Annotated in this window: 17 protein-coding genes; 13 read left to right on the top strand and 4 right to left on the bottom strand. The window is 73.2% G+C overall.

What is annotated here, in order from left to right; all coding sequences use genetic code 11:
• Positions 1 to 428: 428 nt before the first annotated feature.
• Complete coding sequence (locus OC439_RS22145) at positions 429 to 1,106, bottom strand: hypothetical protein (protein WP_262015110.1); 678 nt, start codon at positions 1,104 to 1,106, stop codon at positions 429 to 431.
• 69 nt (positions 1,107 to 1,175) lie between these two features.
• Here OC439_RS22145 and OC439_RS22150 point away from each other — a divergent pair, with 69 nt between their 5' ends.
• The 3 genes from OC439_RS22150 to OC439_RS22160 are packed head-to-tail and all read left to right on the top strand — an operon-like array spanning position 1,176 to position 5,565.
• Positions 1,176 to 3,794 (top strand): valine--tRNA ligase, encoded by a 2,619-nt coding sequence (locus OC439_RS22150; RefSeq protein ID WP_262015111.1) that lies wholly within the window; start codon positions 1,176 to 1,178, stop codon positions 3,792 to 3,794.
• A 59-nt stretch (positions 3,795 to 3,853) separates the two neighbouring features.
• Complete coding sequence (locus tag OC439_RS22155) at positions 3,854 to 5,125, top strand: bifunctional folylpolyglutamate synthase/dihydrofolate synthase (protein ID WP_410054949.1); 1,272 nt, start codon at positions 3,854 to 3,856, stop codon at positions 5,123 to 5,125.
• Positions 5,122 to 5,565: a DUF4233 domain-containing protein gene (locus OC439_RS22160; RefSeq protein ID WP_262015113.1), complete on the top strand. Its 444-nt coding sequence runs from the start codon at positions 5,122 to 5,124 to the stop codon at positions 5,563 to 5,565. Before OC439_RS22155 ends, OC439_RS22160 begins: the two co-directional genes overlap by 4 nt.
• Positions 5,566 to 5,606: 41 nt before the next feature.
• On the opposite strand, the gene OC439_RS22165 is transcribed toward OC439_RS22160, so the two are convergent.
• Positions 5,607 to 6,971, bottom strand: a complete 1,365-nt coding sequence (locus OC439_RS22165; protein WP_262015114.1) for a VOC family protein — start codon at positions 6,969 to 6,971, stop codon at positions 5,607 to 5,609.
• Between the two features lie 145 nt (positions 6,972 to 7,116).
• On the opposite strand from OC439_RS22165, the gene ndk reads away from it, so the two are divergent.
• Entirely contained in the window at positions 7,117 to 7,542 is a 426-nt protein-coding gene (gene ndk, locus OC439_RS22170; RefSeq protein WP_013475497.1) for a nucleoside-diphosphate kinase, read from the top strand.
• A gap of 60 nt (positions 7,543 to 7,602) precedes the next feature.
• Here the strand turns inward: ndk and OC439_RS22175 are convergent, their stop codons facing one another.
• The gene (locus tag OC439_RS22175; protein WP_262015115.1) at positions 7,603 to 8,043 is read right to left on the bottom strand and encodes a carboxymuconolactone decarboxylase family protein; all 441 of its coding nucleotides are present in this window, start codon (positions 8,041 to 8,043) and stop codon (positions 7,603 to 7,605) included.
• Between the two features lie 195 nt (positions 8,044 to 8,238).
• On the opposite strand from OC439_RS22175, the gene OC439_RS22180 reads away from it, so the two are divergent.
• The 3 genes from OC439_RS22180 to OC439_RS22190 all read left to right on the top strand — a co-directional run bounded on the left by OC439_RS22180 (position 8,239) and on the right by OC439_RS22190 (position 14,189).
• Complete coding sequence (locus OC439_RS22180; protein ID WP_262015116.1) at positions 8,239 to 9,798, top strand: alkaline phosphatase D family protein; 1,560 nt, start codon at positions 8,239 to 8,241, stop codon at positions 9,796 to 9,798.
• 410 nt (positions 9,799 to 10,208) lie between these two features.
• Entirely contained in the window at positions 10,209 to 13,355 is a 3,147-nt protein-coding gene (gene ileS, locus OC439_RS22185; RefSeq protein ID WP_262015117.1) for an isoleucine--tRNA ligase, read from the top strand.
• 141 nt (positions 13,356 to 13,496) lie between these two features.
• Entirely contained in the window at positions 13,497 to 14,189 is a 693-nt protein-coding gene (locus tag OC439_RS22190; RefSeq protein ID WP_262015118.1) for a lysophospholipid acyltransferase family protein, read from the top strand.
• Between the two features lie 4 nt (positions 14,190 to 14,193).
• On the opposite strand, the gene OC439_RS22195 is transcribed toward OC439_RS22190, so the two are convergent.
• On the bottom strand, positions 14,194 to 16,224 hold the full coding sequence (locus OC439_RS22195; RefSeq protein WP_262015119.1) for a hypothetical protein: 2,031 nt from the start codon (positions 16,222 to 16,224) through the stop codon (positions 14,194 to 14,196).
• A gap of 206 nt (positions 16,225 to 16,430) precedes the next feature.
• Here OC439_RS22195 and OC439_RS22200 point away from each other — a divergent pair, with 206 nt between their 5' ends.
• The 6 genes from OC439_RS22200 to OC439_RS22230 all read left to right on the top strand — a co-directional run bounded on the left by OC439_RS22200 (position 16,431) and on the right by OC439_RS22230 (position 26,521).
• The gene (locus OC439_RS22200) at positions 16,431 to 18,416 is read left to right on the top strand and encodes a TIGR03960 family B12-binding radical SAM protein (RefSeq protein ID WP_262015120.1); all 1,986 of its coding nucleotides are present in this window, start codon (positions 16,431 to 16,433) and stop codon (positions 18,414 to 18,416) included.
• 166 nt (positions 18,417 to 18,582) lie between these two features.
• A complete protein-coding gene (locus OC439_RS22205) occupies positions 18,583 to 19,020 on the top strand; it encodes a hypothetical protein (protein WP_262015121.1) in 438 nt (145 codons plus the stop codon).
• Between the two features lie 14 nt (positions 19,021 to 19,034).
• On the top strand, positions 19,035 to 20,546 hold the full coding sequence (locus tag OC439_RS22210; RefSeq protein ID WP_262015122.1) for a hypothetical protein: 1,512 nt from the start codon (positions 19,035 to 19,037) through the stop codon (positions 20,544 to 20,546).
• A gap of 10 nt (positions 20,547 to 20,556) precedes the next feature.
• The gene (gene mycP / locus OC439_RS22215) at positions 20,557 to 22,014 is read left to right on the top strand and encodes a type VII secretion-associated serine protease mycosin (protein WP_315985945.1); all 1,458 of its coding nucleotides are present in this window, start codon (positions 20,557 to 20,559) and stop codon (positions 22,012 to 22,014) included.
• 333 nt (positions 22,015 to 22,347) lie between these two features.
• Positions 22,348 to 23,067, top strand: coding sequence for a TIGR03936 family radical SAM-associated protein (locus OC439_RS22225; protein WP_135241611.1), 720 nt, complete (start codon positions 22,348 to 22,350; stop codon positions 23,065 to 23,067).
• Positions 23,068 to 23,197: 130 nt separating this feature from the next.
• Positions 23,198 to 26,521, top strand: coding sequence for an Rne/Rng family ribonuclease (locus OC439_RS22230; protein WP_262015123.1), 3,324 nt, complete (start codon positions 23,198 to 23,200; stop codon positions 26,519 to 26,521).
• Positions 26,522 to 26,524 lie beyond the last annotated feature (3 nt).

Raw genomic sequence — 26,524 nt, forward strand, 5'->3', positions numbered from 1 at the left:
CGCCGATGGTACTGCACTCGGGAGGGTGTGGGAGAGTAGGACACCGCCGGACAATATTTCAAATTCAGGGCCACCCCCACCGGGGTGGCCCTGAATTGCGTTGCCGGCCCCGATGCGGGTGATGGGCGCATCGGTCACTTCGCCGAGCTGGCGAATCGGCCACCACTACGCCGAAGTGGCGGCAACGAACTGCCCCGGATCCAGCCACCTCGCCGAACTGGCGAATCGTCCCGCCACCTCCCCGAAGTGGCGGCACGGCCTGCGCGGCATCCACCCACCCCGAACAGGCGGCTGGGCAGCCCCTACCCCGGAACCGGTGGCATGGAGGGGAAGGGACCGCCGGCACGGCGACGTGGCGGGGACGGGGCAAGGCGTTTGTGGTCACCTCGCCCGTACCGGCGCGGACGAGTGAGCGCCGAGGTCGCGGGTCAGCGGCGCTGGACGGACTCGCGGATGTCCCGGAACAGGGCCGCTGCGTCGTCGACCCGGCGGCCCGGGAACATGCCCATCACCACGCTGCCGTGGTCGGCCCACCCGCACACCGCGAAGTCGCCGCCGTCGCCGCTCGTCGTACCGCACTTCATCACGCCGCCTAGGCGACCCGCGTCCACCTCGCGCAGCCCTGCCACCCGGCCGGTCTCGTCGGCCATCAGGCCGAACAGGGTGTCCAGGTCACGTTCGGGCTGCCAGAGCAGCGTGGTGCCGCCGAACAGCAGCACCGAACGCTTGGCGTCCCCGGGGTCGGAGTAGACGGCGCCGTAGCCGCGGTCCAGCTCGATGTCGGCGGCCAGTCCGTCGCGCAGGTAGTCGGCGGTGCTGCGGGCCCGTTCGCTGTCGTCGCGTACCAGCCCGGCCACCTCGGCCGGCTGACCGAGCGTGGTGTCCTTCTGCTGGATCACCCGCCAGCCGCCCAGCCCGAGCGCGCCGGCACCGGCCAGGCCGGCCGCCAGCAGGGAGGCGAGGACGATCTTCCGGCGCCGGGACATGGGACGGCGTTCGGGCTCCTGCGCGGGATCGCGGCGGCTCAGCTCGATCGGCTCATCGGTCAGCTCGACCGGATCGGAACCCCCGTCGACCGGGCGCTCGGTGAGATGCGCGTCGGACATGACCGCCACCGTACGCGAATCACAGGTGGTGCACGTCGGGTCCCCGAAAGCGCTCCGTAGACTTTCAGGGTGACCGAGAGACTGGATGCCCGACGCCCCGACGCCCCGACCCTCGCCGGCCAGTACCAGCCCGGCGAGGTAGAGCAGCGACGGTACGAGCAGTGGGTAGCCGGCGGGCACTTCCGGGCGTCGGCGGACAGCGAGAAGCCGCCGTTCACCATCGTCATCCCGCCGCCGAACGTCACCGGCTCGCTGCACATGGGGCACGCGTTCGAGCACACGCTCATGGATGCGCTCACCCGGCGGAAGAAGATGCAGGGGTACGAGGCGCTCTGGCTGCCGGGCATGGACCACGCCGGCATCGCCACCCAGAACCTGGTCGAGCGGCAGCTCGCCGGTGAGGGGCTGTCCCGGCACGACCTCGGGCGGGAGAAGTTCGTCGAGCGGGTCTGGCAGTGGAAGGCCGAGTCCGGCGGCGCGATCCTCGGCCAGATGCGCCGGCTCGGCGACGCGGTCGACTGGGACCGTGAGCGCTTCACCATGGACGAGGGCCTGTCCCGGGCCGTGCAGACCATGTTCAAGAAGCTCTTCGACGACGGGCTCATCTACCGGGCCAACCGGATCATCAACTGGTGCCCGCGCTGCCTCACCGCGTTGTCCGACATCGAGGTGGAGCACACCGACGACGAGGGCGAGCTGGTCTCGATCCGCTACGGCGACGAGGTCGTGGTGGCGACCACCCGCGCGGAGACCATGCTCGGCGACACCGCGGTGGCGGTGCACCCGGACGACGAGCGCTACAAGCACCTGATCGGCACCGAGGTGGAGCTGCCGCTCACCGACCGGCGGATCCCGATCGTGGCCGACGAGCACGTCGACCCGAGCTTCGGCACCGGCATGGTCAAGGTGACCCCGGCGCACGACCCGAACGACTTCGAGATCGGCCAGCGGCACGACCTGCCCTCGCTGACGATCATGGACGAGCGCGGCGTCATCACCGCGCCCGGCCCGTTCCAGGGCCTGGACCGGTACGAGGCCCGCCCGGCCATCGTCGCGGCACTTCGCGAGCAGGGCCGGATCGTGGCCGAGAAGCGGCCGTACCTGCACGCGGTCGGCCACTGCTCGCGGTGCAAGACGACTGTCGAGCCGCGCCTGTCGTTGCAGTGGTTCGTCAACACCGCGCCGCTCGCCAAGGCCGCCGGTGACGCGGTGCGCGACGGCCGGGTGAAGATCGAGCCGGCCGAGCTGGCCAAGCGCTACTTCGCCTGGGTCGACAACATGCACGACTGGTGCATCTCCCGCCAGCTGTGGTGGGGCCACCGCATTCCCGTCTGGTACGGCCCGGACGGCGAGATCGTCTGCGTCGGCCCGGACGAGGAGCCGCCGTCCGGCGAGGGCTGGCGGCGGGACGAGGACGTCCTGGACACCTGGTTCTCCAGCGGGCTGTGGCCGTTCTCCACGCTCGGCTGGCCGGAACAGACTCCGGACCTGGCGAAGTTCTACCCGACCAGCGTGCTGGTCACCGGCTACGACATCCTGTTCTTCTGGGTCGCCCGGATGATGATGTTCGGCCTGTACGCGATGGACGGCGTACAGCCGTTCGACGTGGTGGCGCTGCACGGCATGGTCCGCGACGAGCACGGCAAGAAGATGTCGAAGTCGTTCGGCAACGTGGTCGACCCGCTGGACTGGATCGACCGGTTCGGCGCCGACGCCACCCGGTTCACGCTGGCCCGGGGCGCCAACCCCGGCCAGGACGTGCCGGTCAGCGAGGAGTGGTGCCAGGGCTCCCGCAACTTCTGCAACAAGCTCTGGAACGCCACCCGGTTCGCGCTCCTCAACGGCGCGCACACCGACGGGCCGCTGCCGGCCGCCGCCGACCTCTCCACCGTCGACAGGTGGATCCTGTCCCGGCTGGCGCACGTCACCGCCGAGGTCGACGAGCAGTTCGAGGCGTACGAGTTCGCGAAGGTCTGCGACCTGCTCTACCACTTCGCGTGGGACGACGTCTGCGACTGGTACGTGGAGCTGAGCAAGCCCGTGCTGGCCGAGGGCGGCCCCGCCGCCGACGCCACCCGCCGCGTGCTGGGCCACGTGCTGGACCAGCTCCTGCGGCTGCTGCACCCGGTCATCCCGTTCGTCACCGACGAGCTGTGGGCCGCGCTCAGCGGCGGCGAGACCGTACTGTCGGCGTCCTGGCCGGTCGCCGACCGTACCCTGATCGACGACGCCGCGGAGGGCGAGGTCGGCACCCTCCAGCGGGTGGTGACCGAGGTCCGGCGGTTCCGGTCGGACCAGGGGCTGCGGCCGACCCAGCGGGTCGCCGCGCGGCTCGACGGCCTGGCCGGCGCGGGCATCGCGGCGCACGAGCCGCTGGTGCGCTCGCTGGCCCGGCTGGACGCGCCGGGCGTCGACTTCCAGGCGAGCGCCACGCTGGCCATGCCCGGCGCGGTGAGCGTCGCGCTCGACACCCGCGGCTCGATCGACGTGGCCGCCGAGCGCGCCCGGCTCACCAAGGACCGGGCGGCAGCCGAGAAGGAGGCCACCCAGGCGCGGGCGAAGCTGGACAATCCGGCGTTCGTCGGCAAGGCGCCCGAGCCGGTGGTGGCGAAGATCCGCGAACGGCTGGCGGTGGCCGAGGCGGACCTGGTCCGGATCGACGCCGCCTTGGAGGCGCTACCCTCGTGAACGACCGCACCGAGTTCGCCGAGGTGGAGGCCGCGCTCAACGCGCGCGGCTTCACCCGGATGCACTTCGAGCTGGAGAAGATCGAGACCCTGCTCGACCTGCTGGGCAGCCCGCAGCGGGCGTACCCGTCGATCCACCTGACCGGCACCAACGGCAAGACCTCGACGGCCCGGATGATCGACTCGCTGCTGCGGGCGTTCGGGCTGCACACCGGCCGCTACACCAGCCCGCACCTGGAGACCGTCCGGGAGCGGATCAGCCTGGACGGCGAGGCGGTGAGCGAGGAGCGGTTCGTGTCCACGTACCGTGAGATCGCGCCGCTGGCCGAGCTGGTCGACCAGCGGTTCGCCGAGCCGCTGACGTACTTCGACATGACCACGGCGCTGGCGTTCGCCACGTTCGCCGACGCCCCGGTCGACGTGGCGGTGGTGGAGGTCGGGCTCGGCGGCGCGGAGGACGCGACGAACGTGATCCAGGCCGGCGTCGCCGTGATCACCCCGATCGGGCTGGACCACACCGAGTGGCTCGGCGACACGATCGAGGACATCGCGCTGCACAAGGCCGGCATCATCCATCCTGGCGCCACAGTGATCGCGGCGGCGCAGGAGGAGGAGGCTGCTCGTCCGATCCTGGAACGCTGCGCCGAGGTCAACGCCACCGTCGCCCGCGAGGGCGCCGAGTTCGGCGTGCTGCGCCGCGCGGTCGCGGTCGGCGGCCAGGTGCTGACCATCCAGGGCCTGGGCGGAGTGTACGAGGAGATCTTCATCCCGCTGCACGGCGCGCACCAGGCGCAGAACGCGGCGGTCGCGCTGGCCGCCGTGGAAGCGTTCCTCGGTGCCGGCGCCCGGCGGCAGCTCGACATCGAGGCGGTCCGTGAGGGATTCGCCGCGACCAGCTCGCCGGGCCGGCTGGAGCGGGTGCGTAGCGCCCCGACGGTGCTGCTCGACGGCGCGCACAACCCGCACGGGATGGCCGCGACGGTCGCCGCCGTGCAGGAGGAGTTCGCGTTCAGCAAGCTCGTCGGCGTGCTGGCGGTGCTCGGTGACAAGGACGCGGCGAGCCTGCTGGAACTGCTCGAACCGGTGCTCGACTCGATCGTGGTGGCGGAGAACAGCTCGGCCCGGGCGATGCCGGTGGACGAGCTGGCCGCGCTGGCGCGGGAGATCTTCGGGCCGGAGCGGGTGCAGGTGACCCGGGAGATGCCTGACGCCATCGAGGCGGCGGTGGCGGAGGCCGAGGCGGACGTGCCGGGCGAGCTGTCTGGGGTGGGCGTGCTGATCACCGGATCGGTGGTGACAGTGGCCGACGCCCGCCGGCTGCTCAAGCGATGACCGGCCCGCAGCAGCGCCCGACCGGCGCTGAGCAGCCGACGGACCCGGAGCAGGCGGCCGGTTCGGAGCAGGCGGGTGGCTCGGAGCCGGTGGGCGGCGTCCGCCGGTCCGGGCTGCGGAACCCGGACAAGGCGGTACGCGGACTCGGCGCCGGCACGATGTCGCTGGAGGCGCTGGTGCTGCTGCTCGCCATCCAGCCGATCCGGGTGGTCGGCGGTGACCTGAGCGGCGCGGCGATCGGCGCGATCGTGACGCTGGCGGTCGCCTGTGTGGTGCTCGCCGGGATGATGCGCCGCCCGTGGGCATGGCACGCCGGCACCGTCATCCAGGGACTGCTGCTGCTCTCCGGGCTGCTGCACTGGTCGCTGTTCGCGCTCGGCGTGATGTTCGCGCTGGTGTGGGCGTACGCACTGCACGTGCGGCGGGTCATCCTCGGCTGAGCGCCGTCGCGCTGTCGCGGGTGTTGAGAAGGGGGCCTTCCTTACACCTGGGCGAGGGTGCGCCACTGAGTCAGCGCGACGCCGTGGCCGTCGGGGTCGCGGAAGGCAGCCGCCCACACCTCCAGCTTGGTGCCCCGGTTGACCACGCGCGGGGCGTACGTGAACCGGACGCCGGAGTCGCGCAGCCGCTCGTACGCACCCTGGATGTCGTCCACCTCCAGGTTGACGTGCACCAGGCGGCGGCTGATCGGGGCGGCGCCGGTCACCCGGCGCAGCACCAGCCGGGTCGGCCCGGAGACGAGCACGGCGTTGCCCTCGCCCCGGTCCAGCTCCTCGAAGCCGAGCTCCCGGTAGAAGTCGAGGGACCGGTCCAGGTCGGTGACGAGCAGCGTGATGCCGACGCCGCTGATCGGGCTGGCCAGCTCGTCCGGCTCGGTCGCGCCGGACGGGCCGAAGATCGCCTCGTCCAGTTCCTCGGGCGTCGGCGGCGCGTCGGAGCGCCGAGGGGCGTCCGCGGGGTCGTCCAGCGCCACGTCGATCGGGTCGGTCTCGGTGTCGGCCGGCCCGATGTCGGCCCGTCCGGCGTCGGCCGGCCCCGAGCCGGCCGGCCCGGAGTCGACGAGCACTGTCTCGACCGGCACGGTGTCGACCGGCTCCTCGGCCGGCGAGCGGGGCGCCGGGGCGCGGCGGGGGAGCGGGTCAGGGCCGGCCGTGCGTTCGGCCCGCTCGACGAGCTGGCCCTCCAGCACCACCGGGCCGCCGGGGCTCTGGTGCAGCACCACCGGCTCGCGGTCCTCGGCCCGGGGCGGGACGTCGTCCAGGTACGGGTCCGGCGCGGGCGGGTAGTCGTCGCGGAAGTCGTCCTCCGGCGCGCGCCCGGCCCACGGCGGTGCCTCCTGCGCGATCAGCGGCTCGTCCAGCGGGTCCGGCTCGGTGGCGTACTCGGGTGGCAGGTCGGCGACCGCGGCGGCGCTCTCCGCGTGCGTGGGCACCTCGTCCCAGAGCACGCGGACGTGCCGCTGGTCGTCGAGCGCCACCCGGACCGGCAGCGCCTGGCCCAGCGAGGGCCACTTGGCGACCGGCACCCGAGGCTCGATGATCTTCTTGGAGCGGGGCGGCAGCCCCGGTGCGTCGATCACCAGTTGCAGCTCGCACCGGCCGAACGCGTACTGGGTGGGCGGCTCGGATGCGCTGTGCACGTGCCCGAGGCCGATCACCCAGGTGCGGCCGCCGCCGCGTACCGTGGCCAGGGCGATCGCCAGCACCAGCAGCGCGACGCCGAGCGCCACGATGGCCCAGCTGGTCATGCCGAGCCCGAACACGGTCACGAAGGTGGCGACGGTGCCCAGCACCGCGCCGATCAGTTTGCGTACCGGCGCGATCGTGCGGTTCCCGCCATTCGCCACAGTGGACCTCCCAGGGGTTCCAGGGCCAGGCTAGGCCGCCGCGGCGGGCCAGGGAAGACGCAGCCGCCGCGCCGGCGCCGGGACCGGGTCGCTACGCTGACCGTACCCAGCCGAACCCCGTTTGAGTGCGCAGGAGGAACCCAGCGTGTCCAGCAGCAGCCCGGACGAGCGGTCGCTCGTACTGATCAAGCCCGACGCGGTGCGCCGCGGTCTGGTGGGCGAGATCCTGTCCCGTTTCGAGCGCAAGGGCCTGCGGATCGACGCGATGGTGAGCCGGACCATGGACGGCGGCTTCGCCGACCAGCACTACGCCGAGCACGTCGACAAGCCGTTCTACCCGCCGCTGAAGACGTTCATGACCAGCGGCCCGCTGGTGGCGCTGGTGCTCTCCGGCGACCAGGTGGTCGAGGTCGTGCGCGCGATGATCGGCAGCACGGACGGCCGCAAGGCCGCCGCCGGCACCATCCGCGGTGACCTGTCGCTGTCGAACCGGGAGAACCTGGTGCACGCCTCCGACTCGGCGGACAGCGCCAAGCGCGAGATCGCGCTCTGGTTCCCCGAGCTGGCCTGACCGACGCGCCGACGGCCCCGGCCCGCTCCTGGCGGGACCGGGGCCGTCGTGTGTCAGCGATCAGACCTGCGCCGGCGGCTGCGTCTGGCAGGTCACCGCGACCCGGTTCCACACGTTGATGGTGGCGATCGCCATCACCAGGTCCGCCAGCTCCTTCTCCGACCACACCTTCGCCGCGGCGTCCCAGACGTCGTCCGGCACGCCGTGCTCGCCGAGCCGGGTCACCGCGTCGGTGAGGGCCAGCGCGGCCCGCTCCCGCTCGTCGAAGAACGGCGCCTCGCGCCACGCCGCGACCGCGAACAGCCGGCGGCTGTCCTCACCGGCCGCCAGCGCCTCGCGGCTGTGCATGTCGACGCAGAACGCGCAGCCGTTGCGCATCGACGCCCGCAGCTTCACCAGCTCCAGCACGGTGTGGTCCACGTTCGCCCGGACGTACTTCTCCAGGCCCAGCACGGCCTGGTACGCCTCCGGTGCCACCGCCGCCATGTCCATCCGGCTCATCGCCGCCTCCTTGAGGTTCGGGTACGCGCACAGGACGGGGCACGGCGGGTGCGGTGTGACGGCCCGGCGGTGTGACGGTGGTCATGCCGGGGCACCGGACAGCAGTCGTTGACGTGCCGGTCACCTCGACCGGAGTCCCCGGCCACCTGCGGCCGGTAGACCGGGCTGGCGACACTGCCGAGACCGGGAGAACCCATGACGCACTTCGATCGACGTACCCTGCTCCGCGCCGGCCTGGTCGCCGGTGCCGGAGTCGCCGGCGGCGCGCTGCTCGGCGCGCCCGGCGCGCCCGCCGCACCCGGCCTGCGGCGCAACGGCCGGCCGCTGCTCACCCACGGCGTGCAGAGCGGCGACGTGACCGCCGACTCGGCGCTGGTCTGGACCCGCGCGGACCGGCCCGGCCGGATGCTGGTCGAGGTCAGCCGCCGGCCGGACCTGCGCGGCGCCCGCCTGGTGCGCGGCCCGGTGGTCGACCCCACCGGCGACCTCACCGGCAAGGTCCGCCTGCGCGGCCTGCCCGCAGGGGAGCGGCTGCACTACCGGGTACGGGTGGAGAGCCTGGACCGGCACGGCCTGTGCAGCGAGCCGCTGACCGGTTCGTTCGCCACCGCCCCCGGCCGGCACCAGCGGCGTGACGTGCGGTTCGTGTGGACCGGCGACATCGTCGGGCAGGGCTGGGGGATCAGCACCGACTTCGACGGCCTGGCGATCTTCCGGGCCATGCGGGAGCGCCGCCCGGACTTCTTCCTGTGCAGCGGTGACACCGTCTACGCCGACGGACCGCTGGCCGAGAGCGTCGTCCTGCCGGACGGCCGCACCTGGCGCAACGTGGTGACGCCGGAGAAGAGCAAGGTGGCCGAGACGCTCACCGAGTACCGGGGGCAGTTCGCGTACAACCTGCTCGACGAGCACCTGCGGGCGTTCGCCGCCGAGGTGCCGCAGATCAACCAGTGGGACGACCACGAGGTGGTGAACAACTGGTACCCGGGGGAGATCCTGACCGACGAGCGGTACGGCGAGAAGCGGGTGGACGTGCTCGCCGCCCGGGCCCGGCAGGCGTTCCACGAGTGGCTGCCGGTGCCGTCGGGCGGGCCGATGTACCGCAAGCTGTCGTACGGGCCGCTGCTGGACGTGTTCGTGCTGGACATGCGCACCTACAAGGACCCGAACGACGGCAACACGTACGCCGACCGCAACCGCGGCCTGCTCGGCCGGGCGCAGCGGGAGTGGCTGATCCGGGAGCTGAGCGCGTCCCGCGCCACCTGGAAGGTGATCGCCAACGACCTGCCGATCGGCGTGGTGGTGCCGGACGGGTCCGCCGCGCAGGAGGGCGTGGCGCAGGGCGATCCCGGCGCGCCGGCCGGCCGGGAGCTGGAGTTCGCCGAGGTGCTGCGCGTCTCGCACCGGGCCGGGGTGACCGGGCTGGTGTTCCTCACCGCCGACGTGCACTACACCGCCGCCCACCACTACGACCCGGCGCGCGCCGCGGTGCGGGACTTCAGCCCGTTCTGGGAGTTCGTCTCCGGCCCGGCGCACGCCGGCGCGTTCGGCCCGAACGCGCTGGACGGCACGTTCGGCCCGAAGGCGGTCTTCGTGCACGCGCCGCCGCGCGCCAACACCTCCCCGGCCGAGGGCTTCCAGCACTTCGGCGAGGTGACGATCGACGGCCCGTCGGCGGCCCTCACGGTCCACCTGCGTGACCGCGCCGGCACCTCCCTCTGGACCACCACCCTCCCGGCCCCCACCTCCCGCTGACCCCTCGGGCCTTCACCCAGGCTCTCGTTGATCATGAAGTTGGCGGCGATGTGGATCTCGGATTCCGCCGTCAACCTCATGATCGGCGGGGCGGAGGCGGGGCGGAGGCGGGGCGGAGACGGGCGGGAGATACTCGGCGGCGCGGTGGGCGGGGGGTCGAGTACGCTTGACGGGCACAGGCGACGACCCGGCCATCACCGGCGAGCCTCCGGAAGAACGGCCGGGTGACCGGCTCAGTAGAACCGGACGGGACGGCCCGTCACAGCCGGCCAACGAGCGGGCGGTCGCACCTCGGCCGCCAAGCGGGGTGGTACCGCGGGCCACGCCCGGGACGCCGGTCACGGCGTACCGGATTCGGCTCGTCCTCGCAGACCACAGACGAGTGAGCTGCTGAGGGAGAGCGACAGGCGATGGCCTATCCGTTGCACGACCCGACCGGCGCCGGTGTCCCGGCGAGCCCGGACCTGCCCGCGGTCGAGCGCCGGGTGCTGGAGCACTGGACGGCCGACAAGACCTTCGAGGCCTCGGTCGAGGCCCGCGACGCGGGCCGGAACGGCGAGAACGAGTACGTCTTCTACGACGGCCCGCCGTTCGCCAACGGCCTGCCGCACTACGGCCACCTGTTCACCGGCTACGTCAAGGACGTGGTGCCGCGCTACCAGACCATGCGTGGCAAGCACGTCGAGCGCCGGTTCGGCTGGGACTGCCACGGCCTGCCCGCCGAGGTGGTGGCCGAGAAGCAGCTCGGCATCACCACCAAGGCGGAGATCCTCGACCTCGGCGTGGCCCGGTTCAACGACGCCTGCCGCACCTCGGTGCTGGAGTTCACCCACGACTGGGAGCGGTACGTCACCCGGCAGGCCCGCTGGGTCGACTTCGCCAACGACTACAAGACGCTCGACCTGGACTACATGGAAAGCGTCATGTGGGCCTTCAAGACCCTGCACGACAAGGGTCTGGTCTACGAGGGCTTCCGGGTGCTCGCGTACTGCTGGCGGTGCGAGACGCCGCTGTCGAACACCGAGACCCGGATGGACGACGTCTACCGGGACCGGCACGACCCGACGCTCACCGTCTGGTTCGAGCTGACCGCCGACGAGACCGCGCCGGAACCGCTGCGCGGGCCGGTCAAGCTGGGCGTCTGGACCACCACGCCGTGGACGCTGCCGTCGAACCTGGCGCTCGCCGTCGGCCCCGACATCGAGTACGCGCTGCTGGAACGCGACGGCGAGCGCTACGTCGTCGGCGCCGCGCGCCTCGGCGCGTACGCCAAGGAGCTGGAGGGGTACGAGCAGGTCGGCACCGTGTACGGCCGCGACCTGGTCGGACGCCGCTACACGCCGCTGTACGACTTCCTCGTCGAGCCGGCCGGCCCGAACGCCTACCAGGTGCTCGGCGCGGACTTCGTGACCACCGAGGACGGCACCGGGATCGTCCACCTGGCGCCCGCCTTCGGTGAGGACGACCAGAACACCTGCAACGCCGCCGGTATCCCCACCGTCGTGACGGTCGACGACCACACCCGGTTCACCGCGCTGGTGCCGCCGTACCAGGGCGAGCAGGTCTTCGACGTGAACAAGCCGGTGATCCGGGAGCTGAAGGAGCGGGGGGTGGTGCTGCGGCAGGACACCTACACCCACTCCTACCCGCACTGCTGGCGCTGCGACACCCCGCTGGTCTACAAGGCGGTGTCGTCGTGGTTCGTCGCGGTGTCGACGTTCAAGGACCGGATGGTCGAGCTGAACCAGCAGATCAACTGGACGCCCGGCCACATCAAGGACGGCTCGTTCGGCAAGTGGCTGGCGAACGCCCGGGACTGGTCGATCAGCCGGAACCGGTTCTGGGGCTCGCCGATCCCGGTGTGGAAGTCCGACGACCCGAACTACCCGCGGGTGGACGTCTACGGTTCGCTGGAGCAGATCGAGCGGGACTTCGGCGTACGCCTGACCGACCTGCACCGGCCGGCGGTGGACGACCTGGTCCGCCCCAACCCGGACGACCCGACGGGCAAGTCGATGATGCGCCGGGTGCCGGAGGTGCTGGACTGCTGGTTCGAGTCCGGCTCGATGCCGTTCGCCCAGGTGCACTACCCGTTCGAGAACCGCGAGTGGTTCGAGCACCACTACCCGGGTGACTTCATCGTCGAGTACATCGGGCAGACCCGCGGCTGGTTCTACACCATGCACGTGCTGGCCACCGCGCTGTTCGACAGGCCGGCGTTCCGCAACTGCCTGAGCCACGGCATCCTGCTCGGCTCGGACGGCCGCAAGATGTCCAAGAGCCTGCGCAACTACCCGGACGTCTACCACGTGTTCGACTCGTACGGGTCGGACGCGATGCGGTGGATGCTGATGTCCTCGCCGGTGCTGCGCGGCGGCGACATGGCGGTCACCGAGTCGGGCATCCGGGACGCGGTGCGCCAGGTGCTGCTGCCGCTGTGGAACGTCTGGTACTTCTTCTCGCTCTACGCCAACGCCGACGGCTACACCGCGCGTCGTCGTACCGACTCGGCGAACGTGCTCGACCGGTACGTGCTGGCGAAGACGAACGAGCTGGTCGCGACCGTCGGCGCGCAGATGGACGCGTACGACATCTCCGGCGCCTGCGCCACCGTGCGGTCCTACCTGGACGCGCTGACCAACTGGTACGTGCGCCGGTCCCGGGACCGGTTCTGGGCCGGCGACGCGGACGCGTTCGACACGCTGTGGACCGTGCTGGAGACGCTCTGCCGGGTGGTGGCACCGCTGGCGCCGCTGACCGCCGAGGAGATCTGGCGCGGGCTGACCGGCGAGCGGTCGGTGCACCTCACCGACTGGCCGCAGGCGGACGAGTTCCCGGCCGACCACGAGCTGGTCTCCGCGATGGACAACGTCCGGGCGGTCGCCTCGGCGGCGCTGTCGCTGCGCAAGGCCAAGGGCCTGCGGGTACGGCTGCCGCTGGCGACGCTCACCGTGGCGTCGCCCGTCGCCGCCCAGCTGCGGCCCTTCGCCGACCTGGTCGCCGACGAGGTCAACGTCAAGGAGGTCGTGCTCACCGACGAGGTGTCCGCGTACTGCCAGCAGGTGCTCACCGTGGTGCCGCGGGCGCTCGGCCCGCGCGTCGGCAAGGCCGTCCAGCAGGTCATCAAGGCGGTCAAGGCGGGGGAGTGGGAGCTGCGCGACGGCGCCCCGGTCGCCGCCGGGGTCACGCTGGCCGAGGGCGAGTACGAGCTGCGCCTGGTCGCCGCCGACGCCGAGCACTCCGCGCCGCTACCAGGCGGTGAGGGAGTGGTCGTGCTGGACACCGAGGTCACGCCGGAACTCGCCGCCGAGGGGCTGGCCCGGGACGTGGTCCGGGTCGTGCAGCAGGCCCGCCGCGACGCCGATCTGGACATCTCCGACCGGATCACGGTGGCGGTCTCGGCGTCCGAGGAGGTGCGCGCGGCGGTCGCCGCGTACACCGGGTTCGTGGCCCGGGAGGTGCTCGCCGACAGCATCGACTTCGCCGAGGGCCTCGACGGCTTCTCCGGCGAGGCCGGCGAGGGCGAGCGCGTGACGGTGACGGTCCGCAAGGTGTGAGCGGACCGGGCCCTCCTGCACCCTCTCGGGTGGAGGAGGGCCCGCACCCAGCGAGTGGACTGCGGGCCACCCGCTCGGTGGCGGACGGCCGCGTCGGCTACCGTGACAGCGCCTGTTTCACGTACGACCGCCGGAGGACCCGTGCCCCTGCTCTACACCATCGGCAAGCTCACCGTGGCGCCCGCGCTCCGGTTGGCCTTCCGTCCGCACGTGGAGGGTTTGGAGCACATCCCGGCGACCGGCGGCGCGATCTTCGCCAGCAACCACCTCTCCGTCGCCGACGAACTGCTCCTCGGCACCGTGGTGCCCCGGCACCTGGCGTTCTGGGCCAAGTCGGAGTACTTCAAGGGCACCGGCCTCAAGGGCGGCTTCTCCAAGTTCGTGCTCACCGGCCTGGGCGCGATCCCGGTCGAGCGGGCCGGTGGCCGGGCGGCGCTGACCGCGTTCGACGCGGCGATCCCGGTGCTCAAGGCCGGCGACCTGGTCGCCGTCTACCCGGAGGGCACCCGCTCCCCGGATGGGCGGCTCTACCGCGGGCGTACCGGCACCGTCCGGCTGGCCATCGCCGCCGGTGTGCCGATCATCCCGGTCGGCGTGACCGGCACCGACAAGGCCCAGCCCATCGGTACGCGGATCCCGCGACCGGGCCGCGCCAAGATCACTATGAAGTTCGGCAAGCCGCTGGACTTCACCGGCCGTCCCGACGACCGCACGTCGCTGCGCACGATGACCGACGAGATGATGGCCGAGATCCAGAAGCTCAGCGGCCAGGAGTACGTGCCGCGCTACGCCCCGAAGCGCGCCGACCAGGCCGGCGGCGAGCAGACCGCCTGAGCGGTCAGGACTTCGGCACCACCACGCGCTGGCGCAGGTCGTTCAGCAGCCGCCCGCTGTCGTCCACCGACAGCCGGGTGAACACGCCGGTGGTGAGGCTGCCGTGGTCGGCCGAGACGCAGACCACCACCGAGTCGCCGTCCGCGCGGCCGACGGCGCAGCGCTCGTGGCGTCCCCGTACACCGGTGTCCACCACCACCGACTCCTGCAGGGCGTAGTCCCCGGCGAGACGTTCGATCTCCGACTTGGCGTCCGACTCCGGGCTGAACCGCAGCCCGGTGGTGCCGAACAACGTCACCCGCTTGCCGTCGCTCGTGCTGTAGATGCCGGCGAACGTGTCCTCGGCCAGCAGGTTCGACTCGCGTACCCGGGACTTCAGCTCCTCGGCGGCGGCCCGGCTGCTGTCGTCCTGACGTAGCCGCATCGAGTCGATCTGGTCCGGGAGGGTGGCGCTGGCCGGGTACTGGGTGGAGATCGGCTGGAACCACCAGAGCGGGAGCCCGCAGCAGCAGGCGACGGAGAGCAGCAGCACCCAGGGCCAGCGGCGCCGGCGGCGGGTCCGCTTCGGCGGCTGCTGCCAGCCCGGCGGCGGTGCGACAGGCGGACCGGCCTTGCCCCGGCGCTGCTTCGGCGGCCGCCCGGGCTTCGCCGGCGGCGCGACGGGCGCCGCGGGCGGCAGGGGCCGGGCGGCGGGCGGAGCGGGATGGTGCGGCGGCGAGACCGGCTGGGCCGGTCCGGGGTACGGGGCGCTGTGCGGCGGGGGCGAGACCGGCCGGGCGGCGGGCGGCGCGGGACGGGCCGGTTGCGGGGCAGGGTGAGCGGCCGGGTGGGCCGCCGGTGGCGCCGGGTGCGCCGGGTGCGGGTTGTTCGGCACGGCCCAGGGCGCGGTGTACGGCAGCGTCGGCGTCGGTGGCGGCAGCTCCGGGGCGTGCAGCTCCCAGCCGGTGGTGTCCACCCCCGCCCACGGGTCGACAGGCGTGGCGTGTTCCGGCGACGCGAGCGGCGGCACCGGGGTGGGCTCGGCGGACTCGCCCCAGGCGGGCCGGCGTGCCGGCGGTGGCGGGACGGCTGCGGAACCGCTCCAGCGGGGCGCCTCGGCCCGGGTCGGGTTCGGGGCGTTCTCCACGCGGGTCGGGTCCGGCGTGTTCCCGGCCCGGATGGAGGCCGGGACGTTCTCGACCTTGGTGGGATCCGGCGTGGTCGCGGCCCGGGGTGGCTGCGGCGCGACGTCGATGCGGGTCGGATCCGGCCGGCCCCCGGTACGCGGAGTGGGGACGGGCGTGGTGCGGCCGGGAACCGCTGCGGATCCCCGCGCCCGGGTCACCGGTACGGGCGGGGTGGCGTCGATGCCGGCCGGTGTTCCGGCGTCGGCGGTCGGGGCCTCGCTGTCTGTGGGCGCGTCGGCCGCGTCGGCCGGCGTTCCGGCGTCGCCGGTGGGGGCGTCGGCGGTCGTCGTGCTCGCCGGTGGGTTCGGGCTCGTGCCGTCGAGCGCGGTGGTGTCGGCCGGGTCTGCCGGCTCGCCCGCCGGTTCGGCGCGTTGGTCCCGCCGTGCCGGTTCGGCCTGCTCGGACGGCTCGGGGCGGTCCTCCGGCAGCGCCCGCCCGTCCTGCCGCGCGGGTTCGGCCTGCTCCGACTGCTCGGCGGGGGCCGGCTGCGGGCCGGTGGTCGAGGCCGCCGGGCTGGGCGTGACCGGGACGTCGGGCGGGGAGGCGGGCGCCGCGCCGCCGGACGGCTGGTCACCGGGATCGGCGCAGTGCGGCTGCTCATCCGGCGCGACGGCGGACGGCGGGCGGTGGGGCGTACCGTCGTGCGGCCTGCTCTCGGCGGCGCCGGACGGCTGCTCGGCCGGAACGTCGGCAGAGGTCGGGTCGTCGGCGGAGGTCGGGTCGTCGGCGCCCTCCGGCGTGGTGGACGGGGACGCCGGAGCCGAGGCGCCGGTGGCGTCCTCGGTGTCGGCGGCGGTCGCCGGCTCGGTGACGGACGGCATCTCGGCCCCGTCGGCCGGCCGGTCCGCCCCCGGCTGCGGCTGCGGCATCGCGGCTATCTCCTCTCGCGCCCGTTGCGAGGTTAGTACCGCCCCGCCACCCGGGACGAATCCCGCCCGCCCCGGGCCCCCACTCCGGTGATCAAGGAGTTCGTGTCCGGTGGGAGCGTGGGACAGTCCGCAAACTCCTTGATCAACGCGGTGGACACGGGCGCGGGCGCGGGAGAGGGCGGGGGCACCGCGTACGCTTGGGCATCATGAGTGCCCCGTCCACGACCCCGCGTCCCGCCGCCGCCAACTCGGTCTGGCCCCGGCTGGAGCCGTTGCTGCCGCAGGTGACCAAGCCCATCCAGTACGTGGGTGGAGAGCTGGGCGCGGTGGTGAAGGACTGGGACGCCGCGACCGTCCGGTGGGCGCTGATGTACCCGGACGCGTACGAGGTGGGCCTGCCCAACCAGGGCGTGCAGATCCTGTACGAGGTGCTCAACGAGCTGCCCGACGTGCTGGCCGAGCGGACGTACGCGGTCTGGCCGGACCTGGAGAAGCTGATGCGCGCCCACAGCGTGCCGCAGTTCACCGTCGACGCCCACCGCCCGGTGCGTGACTTCGACGTGTTCGGCGTCTCGTTCTCCACCGAGCTGGGCTACACCAACCTGCTCACCGCGATCGACCTGGCCGGCATCCCGATGCTCGCCGCCGACCGCACCGACGCCGACCCGGTGATCGTGGCCGGCGGGCACGCCGCGTTCAACCCGGAGCCGATCGCCGACTTCGTCGACGCCGCGGTGCTCGGCGACGGCGAGGAGGCGGTCCTGGAGATCACCGCCATCGTGCGGGAGTGGAAGGCGGAGGGCTCCCCGGGCGGCCGGGACGAGCTGCTGCTGCGGCTGGCCCGGACCGAGAGCGTCTACGTGCCGCGCTTCTACGACGTCGACTACCTGCCGGACGGCCGGATCCAGCGGGTCGTGCCGAACCGACCGGACGTGCCGTTCCGCGTGCACAAGCGCACGACCATGGACCTGGACGCCTGGCCGTACCCGAAGAAGCCCCTGGTGCCGCTCGCCGAGACGGTCCACGAGCGGTACGCGGTGGAGATCTTCCGGGGCTGCACCCGGGGCTGCCGGTTCTGCCAGGCCGGCATGATCACGCGCCCGGTGCGGGAGCGGTCGATCACCACCGTCGGCCAGATGGTCAAGGAAGGGCTGGAGTTCTCCGGCTTCCACGAGGTGGGCCTGCTGTCGCTGTCGTCGGCCGACCACTCCGAGATCGGCGACATGTGCTCCGGCCTGGCCGAGCAGTACGCCGGCACCAACGTCTCGCTGTCGCTGCCGTCGACCCGGGTGGACGCCTTCAACATCGACCTGGCCCAGGAGCTGTCCCGCAACGGCCGCCGGACCGGTCTGACCTTCGCCCCCGAGGGCGGGTCGGAGCGGATCCGCAAGGTGATCAACAAGATGGTGTCGAAGGAAGACCTCATCCGCACCGTGGTCACCGCGTACTCCAACGGCTGGCGGCAGGTGAAGCTCTACTTCATGTGCGGCCTGCCCACCGAGACCGACGAGGACGTCCTGGAGATCGCCGACATGGCGCACGAGGTGATCCGGGCCGGCCGCGCCGCCACCGGGTCCAAGGACATCCGCTGCACGGTCTCCATCGGCGGGTTCGTGCCGAAGCCGCACACCCCGTTCCAGTGGGCCTCGATGGAGCGGCCGGAGGTCATCGACGGCCGGCTCAAGCTGCTCAAGCAGGCGATCAACAGCGACCGGTCGCTGGGCCGGGCGATCGGCTTCCGCTACCACGACGGCGAGCCGTCGCTGATCGAGGGCCTGCTGTCCCGGGGCGACCGCCGGGTCGGCTCCGTGATCCGCAAGGTCTGGGAGAACGGCGGCCGCTTCGACGGCTGGAGCGAGCACTTCTCGTACCAGCGGTGGGTGGACGCCGCCGCCGAGGTGCTGCCCGCGTACGGCGTGGACCTCGACTGGTACACCACCCGCGAGCGCGAGGAACTGGAGGTCCTGCCCTGGGACCACCTCGACTCCGGCCTGGACAAGGACTGGCTCTGGCAGGACTGGCAGGACTCGCTGTCGGAGTACGAGCAGGACGACTGCCGCTGGACGCCCTGCTTCGACTGCGGAGTCTGCCCGTCCATGGACACCGAGATCCAGATCGGCCCGACCGGCCGCAAGCTGCTGCCGCTCACCCCGGTCAACGGGCTGAAGCTGCCCGCCGCCGCCCAGGGCTGAGCCCGCCCGTACGCACCGGAGCGCGGGAACCCGACACGGGTTCCCGCGCTCCGTCGTCTCCGGTGACCGCCGCGGTACGCGGGGTGGGGGTGCCCCGACTGGTCCTTCCTCGATACGCTGCGTCCGTAATGGACCGGCCGCGCCGGTAGCGGGGAGGACAGGCAGCATGGGCATCAATCCGCCGGACACCGGCGATCTGCACGTCAGCGTCGAGGACCTGGATGCGGCGGCCGAGTACATCGAGCGCCTCAAGCAGTACGTCGAGGACACCATCTCCTGGGAGATGCAACGCATCAAGGAGGACATGAAGGGCGACAGCAACAGCCCGCAGATCATGCCCAACGGCACCCCGTTCGGCGCGTTCGCCGACGCCCGGTTGCAGTGGCAGGCGCTGGAACGCTCGACGGCCAACATGGAGGCCCACCTCAAGGGTCTCTCGGCCAAGCTGGCCGGCCTGAAGAAGGGCACCGAGGACATCGCCAAGGCGTTCCGCGACGCCGAGGAGCGCAACGCCGCGAACGGCAAGGACATCGAACGGCTGCTGGAGTCCGCGGCTCCGCCGCCCGGTGGCGCCGAGCCGCCCACCTACCCGTACCCGGCCTGAGAGAGGAGACGGTCATGGCTGGAGCCACCTGGGAACGCTGTGTCCGCGAGGTGACGCTGTCGGCGGATCCGTACACCGTCGGCGTGGTCGGCTCGGGGTGGAGCAACCTCTCCACCGCTCTGGGCCACCTGCGCGACTCCCTCGTCGGCCGGTCGTTCGTCGGTCCGATCGCGGCCGGCCAGGAGCGCCCGCACACCGGCGGCCTGCCCGGGATGCTCGCCGGCTGGAAGGGCAGCGGCGGCGACGCGTACCGCGAGCACCTGTCCGAGATCGGCAAGGACATCGAGGACCTCATCACGCACGCCAGCAACGTCAGTGGCGCGCTGTCGCGGATCGAGGGTGACATCCGCAAGACGGTGGCGAGCATCCCGATCCCGCTGATGGACAACTTCGGCTGGAACGAGTGGAGCCTGCCCGGCGGCACCGAGCTGGACGACGCCCGCGACGGGGAGAGCCAGTCCGGCTTCCTCGCCGCCCTGCGCAGCGACTACCAGGGCAACCAGTCCCTGTACGCCGACGGCGCGTTCCGCGACAAGGCCGACGACCTCGAAGCCACCATGAAGATCGACGGCAACGCCAGCGACCAGAAGCGTGGCGGCTGGTGGGACACCAAGTCGCACCTCGACAACTGGTACAACGACAACCAGAAGGCGGCCAACGCGGCGATGTCGCCGTTGCCGGCGGCGGTCGAGGCCGAGCGCCCCAAGCTGGCCGTACCCCAGCCCAAGAACGACTTCGGCGACGGCTACCGGGGCGACCCGCGTGTTCCCCCGTCGGGCGTACCCGGTGGTGGCCTGCCCGGTGGCGGCGCACCCGGCGGCGGTATGCCCGGCGGCGGTATGCCCGGCGGTGGCATGCCCGGCGGCGGCCCGATGCCGTCCATCGGCAGCACCGGCATCGGTGGCGGCACGCCCGGTGGTGGCTCGTACACGCCGCCCCCCGGTGGGCCCGGCGGCGGCCTGCCGGGCGGCGGCTCCTACACCCCGCCGACCACCGGGGGCATCCCCGAGCTCGGTGGCGCCCCCGGCTCGGGCACACCGGAGTACGGCAGCGGTCTGGCCGGCGCCGGCGGGCCCGGCACGGTCACCGCCGGCGGGCCCGGCACGCTCGGCCTCGGGGCCGGTGGCGTCGGCGGTGGCGCGGGTGGACTGAGCGCCGGTGGCGGCGGCTTCGGCGGCGGTGGCGCCGGCCTGGGCTCGGCCGGTGGGATCGGCGGCGGTGGGATCGGCGCGGCCGGCGGCATGGCCATGGGCGGCCTGCCCGGCATGGTCGGCGGCGGCAACGGCAAGGTTCCGCCGCTCACCAGCGCGGCCAGCGCGCTGAAGGCCGCGGCCGCGGCGGGCCCGGGCGGCGCGGCCGGTGCGCGTGGCGGGATGGCCGGCGCCGGAATGATGGGCGGCGGGATGATGGGCGGTCACGGCGGCGCCGGTCACGGCGGCGACGCGGCAGGGCACTCGTCATGGTTGACTGAGGACGACGATCCGTGGGGCACCGGTGACGGTGCGTCCCCGGGCATCCTGCGATGAGGACGGACGGATGAAGGTGCACGTCGGCGCGCTCCGGCCGGTGGCTGCCGGTCTGTTTGCCGGACTGATGCTGCTGGGCGCCGCCCAGCCGGCGGTCGCCGCTCCGCGTCGCGCCGAGCAGTGGTATCTGGACGAGCTGCGGATCGACCGGGCGCACCAGATCTCCACCGGCCGGGGCGTCGTCGTGGGCGTGGTGGACACCGGCGTCGACGCCGGGCACCCCGACATGCGGGGCCAGTTGCTGGCCGGGGGAAGCACCCGCGATTCCGGCGACGGGCGGCGCGACCCGGACGGTCACGGCACCCACATGGCGGGGATCATCGCGGCCAACGGGACCGGGGTGGTGGGCATCGCGCCCGACGCCCGGATCCTGCCCATCCGGAAGCCCGCCGGCGACGCGTTCACCTCGGACGACTCCGCGCGGGGCATCCGGATGGCCGTCGACGGCGGGGCGAAGGTGCTCAACCTGTCGTACGGCGGTGCCGGAGCCGTGGAGGAGGTCGAGGAGGCCGCGATCCGGTACGCGCTGGAGCGCGACGTGGTCGTGGTGGCCGCCGCAGGCAACGCCCGGCAGGCCGGCCCGGACGTCACCTCACCCGCCAAGATCCCCGGCGTGATCGCGGTGACCGGCACGGTCCGGGGCGGGGGCTTCTGGTCCGGATCGGCCTCGGGGCCGGAGGCGGTGATCGCCGCGCCCGGTGACGAGGTCTACAACATCGGACCGGACCGGGGCTACGGCTGGGGTGACGGCACCTCCGACGCCGCCGCCGTCGTCTCCGGCGTCGCGGCGCTGATCCGGTCGAAGTACCCGAAGCTGTCCGCGCCCGACGTGATCAACCGGATCATCCGCACCGCCCGGGACGCGGGCCCGCCCGGTCGGGACCCCCGGTTCGGCTTCGGCCGGATCGACCCGGTGGCGGCGCTCACCGCCGACGTGCCGGGGGTGTCGGCGAACCCGCTGGTCGGGGCTGCCGCGCCGAGCGCGTCAGCGCCACCGGCCGCCGCCGAGGACGACAACTTCGACGTGACGAAGTACGGCGACCGGGGCGGCCCCACCGACCAGCAGGTGATGGTCATCGGCATCGGCATCGCCGTGGCGCTCGTGGTCCTGCTGGCGCTCGTGGCGTTCCTGATCTGGAACCGCCGCCGTCACCGGCGCGAACTGGCCCGGGCCGGCGCGATCCCGGACGAGGACTTGGACCGGCTGAACGGTCAGGGCCCGCCGGTGCCCGCCGGTCAGGCGGCCGCCCAGCCGCCCGGCTACGGCACACCCGGCGGCTACCCGCCGCACGGCGCGCACCCTCAGCAGGGCGGCTATCCCCAGCAGGGCGGATACCCGCAGCCGGGTGGATATCCCCAACCCGGTGCGTACCCGCCGGGCGAGGGCGCCTATCCGCCGCAGGGCCAGGCCCACCACGCCCCACCCGGCCAGAGCCCCTACGCCCCACCCGGCGACAACCGCTCCTGACCCACACCCCTACCGCCCCGCCCTGCACCGCCCGCGCCCGCCCGCCCACCCGGCACGCCCTCGGCCCGACGACCATGAAGTTGGCGGCACATTCGGAGATCGACTTCGCCGCTAACTTCATGATCAGCGAGGCGAGCGCGGGGTGGAGCGGGGGCCAGGGTGGGCGAGGGCGGGGTTTGGGTGGGTTTGGGGTGGGTGGGGTGGCCCCGGGTGTGGGGCGTGGTGGGCGCTGCGTCAGGATGAGACCGATACGCAGGCACAGCCGAGGAGCTCACGATCGCCAGAAAGCCTCAACCCGAGGGCGGCCAGGCCCCCGTCGTCCAGCGGGTCCGTATCCGGTACGCCAAGCGTGGGCCGCTGCGGTTCACCTCGCACCGGGACTTCGCCCGGGCCTTCGAGCGCGCGCTGCGCCGGGCCGGCGTGCCGATCGCCTTCTCCCAGGGGTTCACCCCGCACCCGAAGATCTCCTACGCCTCGGCCGCCCCGACGGGTGTGGCGAGTGAGGCCGAGTACCTGGAGATCGGGCTCCGTGAGCCGGTCGACCCGGCGAAGCTGCGCGAAGCCCTCGACGGCGCCCTCTCACCCGGACTCGACGTGCTCGACGCGGTGGAGGCCACCGGTGGCAGCCTGGCCGACCGGATCGAGGCGTCGTACTGGCGCATCGAGTTGCCCGAGGTCGACCCGAAGGTGCTCGCGCAGGCGGTGGCGGCCTTCACCGCCGCCGACGAGATCCAGGTCGAGCGGATGACCAAGCAGGGGCGGCGTACGTTCGACGCCCGAGCGGCAGTGGTATCAATCGATGTGATGGCTCCGGCTGAGACGCCTTCCGGGGCGGCGGCCGTACCGTGTGCGATACTCGAACTGGTCGTGCGGCAGGTCACCCCGTCCGTTCGGCCCGATGACGTCCTGTCCGGCCTCCGCGCGGTGGCCGCCCTGGAGCCGCCGGTCACCCCGAAGGTGATTCGGCTGGCGCAGGGCACGCTGACCGCGCAGGGCGAGATCGTCGATCCGTTGGAAGCGGATCGCGACGGGGCAACCATCGGAGAGCGCTGACCGTCGGTCAACGCTCTGGCAGGCAGACTTCGGCGGTCGCGCGTTTGCGCGCCCGGCGGAAACACCTTTGCGGCAACCCTGCGTGGCAGCGCTCACCCGCGCCCGGGGCGGCCAGAACTGGAGAACGTCCATGCTCGAGAACGAGCCCGAGGGCGGCGAACGGACCGGCGCAGAGCCGACCGGGACGACCGCCGACAGTGCCGCCACCGCCTCCGGCAGCGCCGCGAGCGCGACCCCGGCCGGCGCCGAGGGAGCCACCACGGAAGGCACCGTGGAGGGCGTCGCCGAGACCAAGCCGCCGGCCCGTAAGCGGGCCAGCCGCCGCAAGGCCGCTCCGCTGAACCAGCCGGAGCAGACCGACGCGCCGGTCGAGGCGTCCGGCACGGTGACCGGCAGCGGCGAGTCGCCGCAGGCCGAGGTGTTCGCACCGATCGCCGGTGAGTTGGACACCGCGCCCAAGACCACCCGGCGGCGTCGTAAGGCGACGCCGGCGAAGGCGGTCGAGGAGCCGGTGGCCGCAGCCGGGGTGGAGGCCGCCTCGGAGGAGGTCGTGCCGCCGGTCAAGGTGACCCGGACCCGTCGCCGCAAGGCCACGCCGGCTGCCGAGACCGTCGCCCCGGACGAGACCGCCGCCGCGGGGCAGGCGCCCGCGGACGGCATGATCGACGGGCCGGTGTCCGCGCCCGGTGGCGATCTGATCGCCGAGGGACGCGCCGACATCGACGGCGGCGAAGCCGCCGCCCCGGCCGGGACCGCCACCGAAGAGACCGCCGGTACCGCCGGCCGGACCCGTACCCGCCGGCGCGCCGCCGCCAAGACCACCGCCGCCGGCGACAAGACCACCAGCGGGAGCAGGGCCGCCGCCGGTACGGCGAGCACCGGCGCCGCCGAGAGCACCGTCGAGGACATCGAGGACGAGGACGCCGAGAGCGAGACCGGCGGGACCGTCGAGGACGCGGGCGCCGCTGCCGCGCGTACCCAGGAGGTCGACCTGGCCCGCAGCGGCGGCCCGGCGGACGCGACGGGCGTCGTGTCGACGGGCGCCGCCGTGCCGCGCGTGGCCGAGGAGCCGGCCGAGACGCCGCCGCCCACCAGCCGCCGCCGTCGTGCCGCGCTCTCCGCGCCGACCGTCCTGTTCATGGCGCCGCAGCCCGACGAGGCGCCGGCCGTCCAGGTGACGTACCCGGCGGCGGAGGAGCCGATCGAGGAAGCGGTCGAGACCGGCCGGCGCCGCCGTCGCGGCCGCCGTGAGGTCGAGCCGGTCGAGGCCGAGGTCGAGCCGGAGGCCGCCGAGGAGGAGTCCGCCGCCGAGGCCGAGGAGGCCGTCGAGGGGGACGAGGACGACGAGACGGCCGCGGGCCGGCGTCGCCGTCGCCGGGGCCGCCGGGGTCGTGGCCGGGGCAAGGGCGGCGCGGACGAGGCCGACGACGAGGACGGCGAGGAGCCCGTCGCGGCCGAGGCCGCCGAGGGCGAGGCCGAGGAGTCCGCGGAGGACGAGGAGGCCGAGGAGGCCGAGGGCGAGGGGATGACCCGTCGCCGTCGCCGTCGTCGCCGCCGGGGAGCGGGGGAGGCGGACACCGCCGCCGAGGACGGTGTGCCGACCGTCGTCAAGATCCGTGAGCCGCGCAAGCCGGTCGACGAGGTGCAGGGTGTCTCCGGCTCGACCCGGCTGGAGGCCAAGCGGCAGCGGCGGCGGGACGGCCGCGAGCAGCGACGTACCCGCCCGCCGATCCTGAGCGAGTCGGAGTTCCTGGCCCGCCGCGAGGCGGTGGACCGGGTGATGGTGGTCCGCCAGCGCGGTGACCGTACCCAGATCGCCGTGCTCGAGGACGGCGTGCTCGTGGAGCACTACGTCACGCGGAACTCGTCCGGCACCATGGCCGGCAACGTCTACCTGGGCAAGGTCCAGAACGTCCTGCCGAGCATGGAGGCGGCCTTCGTCGACATCGGGCGCGGGCGCAACGCGGTCCTGTACGCCGGTGAGGTCAACTGGGACGCCACCGGCCTGGAGGGCCGGGCCCGCTCGATCGAGCAGGCGCTGCGCTCCGGCGACTCGGTGCTGGTGCAGGTGACAAAGGACCCGATCGGGCACAAGGGCGCGCGGCTGACCAGCCACATCGCGCTCTCCGGCCGGCACCTGGTCTACGTGCCGAACGGCAACGCCTCCGGGATCAGCCGCAAGCTGCCCGACACCGAGCGCAAGCGGCTGCGGGACGTGCTGAAGAAGCTGGTGCCGGACGGCGCCGGGGTGATCGTCCGGACCGCGGCCGAGGGCGCCAGCGAGGACGAGCTGGCGCGTGACGTCAAGCGGCTCCAGGCGCAGTGGGAGGACATCCAAGCCAAGGCGACCGAGGGCGGCGCCCCGGTGCTGCTCTACGAGGAGCCGGACCTGGTCATCCGCGTGGTCCGGGACCTCTTCAACGAGGACTTCCGCGAGCTGGTCATCGAGGGCGAGCCGGCGTACGACCTGGTCGAGTCGTACCTGTCGCACGTCTCGCCGGACCTGGTGGCGCGGCTGCGCCGGCACGCCGGGGTGGCGGACGTGTTCGCCGAGTACCGGATCGACGAGCAGATCCTCAAGGGGCTGGACCGGAAGGTCTTCCTCCCCTCGGGCGGCTCGCTGGTGATCGACCGCACCGAGGCGATGACCGTCGTCGACGTCAACACCGGCAAGTACACCGGCTCCGGGGGCAACCTGGAGGAGACGGTCACCCGCAACAACCTGGAGGCGGCCGAGGAGATCGTGCGCCAGCTGCGGCTGCGTGACCTCGGCGGCATCGTGGTGATCGACTTCATCGACATGGTCCTGGAGTCGAACCGGGAGCTGGTGCTGCGCCGGCTCACCGAGTGCCTCGGCCGGGACCGTACGAAGCACCAGGTCACCGAGATCACCTCGCTCGGCCTGGTGCAGATGACCCGTAAGCGCATCGGCGCGGGCCTGCTGGAGGCGTTCAGCGAGACCTGCGAGTGCTGCAAGGGCCGGGGCGTGATCATCCACACCGAGCCGGTGCCGGAGAAGCCGCGCGGCGGGGCGGGGGAGAAGGTCAAGGCGGTCGCCTCGGCTGTCACCGCACCGGTCGAGGAGAAGAGCGGCCGGCGCCGGGGCCGCAAGGCCGCCGCGGAGAAGCCCGCCGTGGAGGCCGCGCCGGAGCCCGCCGCCGTGCAGCCGCCGGCCGTCGAGCCGCCTGCCGCGCCGGCCGCCCCGGAGCGGACCGTCGCCGAGGTGGTCGAGACCGACGACGACTACTACGACACCCAGGGCTACGACTTGTCCCGGTTCGAGACGGACACGCCGGCCGCCCCGGCGGTCGCGGACAGCCAGGAGGGCGACTCGGCCCGGCTGGCCGCCGCCGACGACCCGGACGCGATCGGTGACGGCGACAACGACGACGACAGCGGCGCCCCGCGCCGGCGGGCACGCCGTGGTGGCGCCCGGCGGCGTACCCGGCCGTGAGGC

This window comes from Micromonospora sp. Mcm103 (assembly GCF_024519755.1).
Lineage (GTDB): Bacteria > Actinomycetota > Actinomycetes > Mycobacteriales > Micromonosporaceae > Micromonospora > Micromonospora aurantiaca.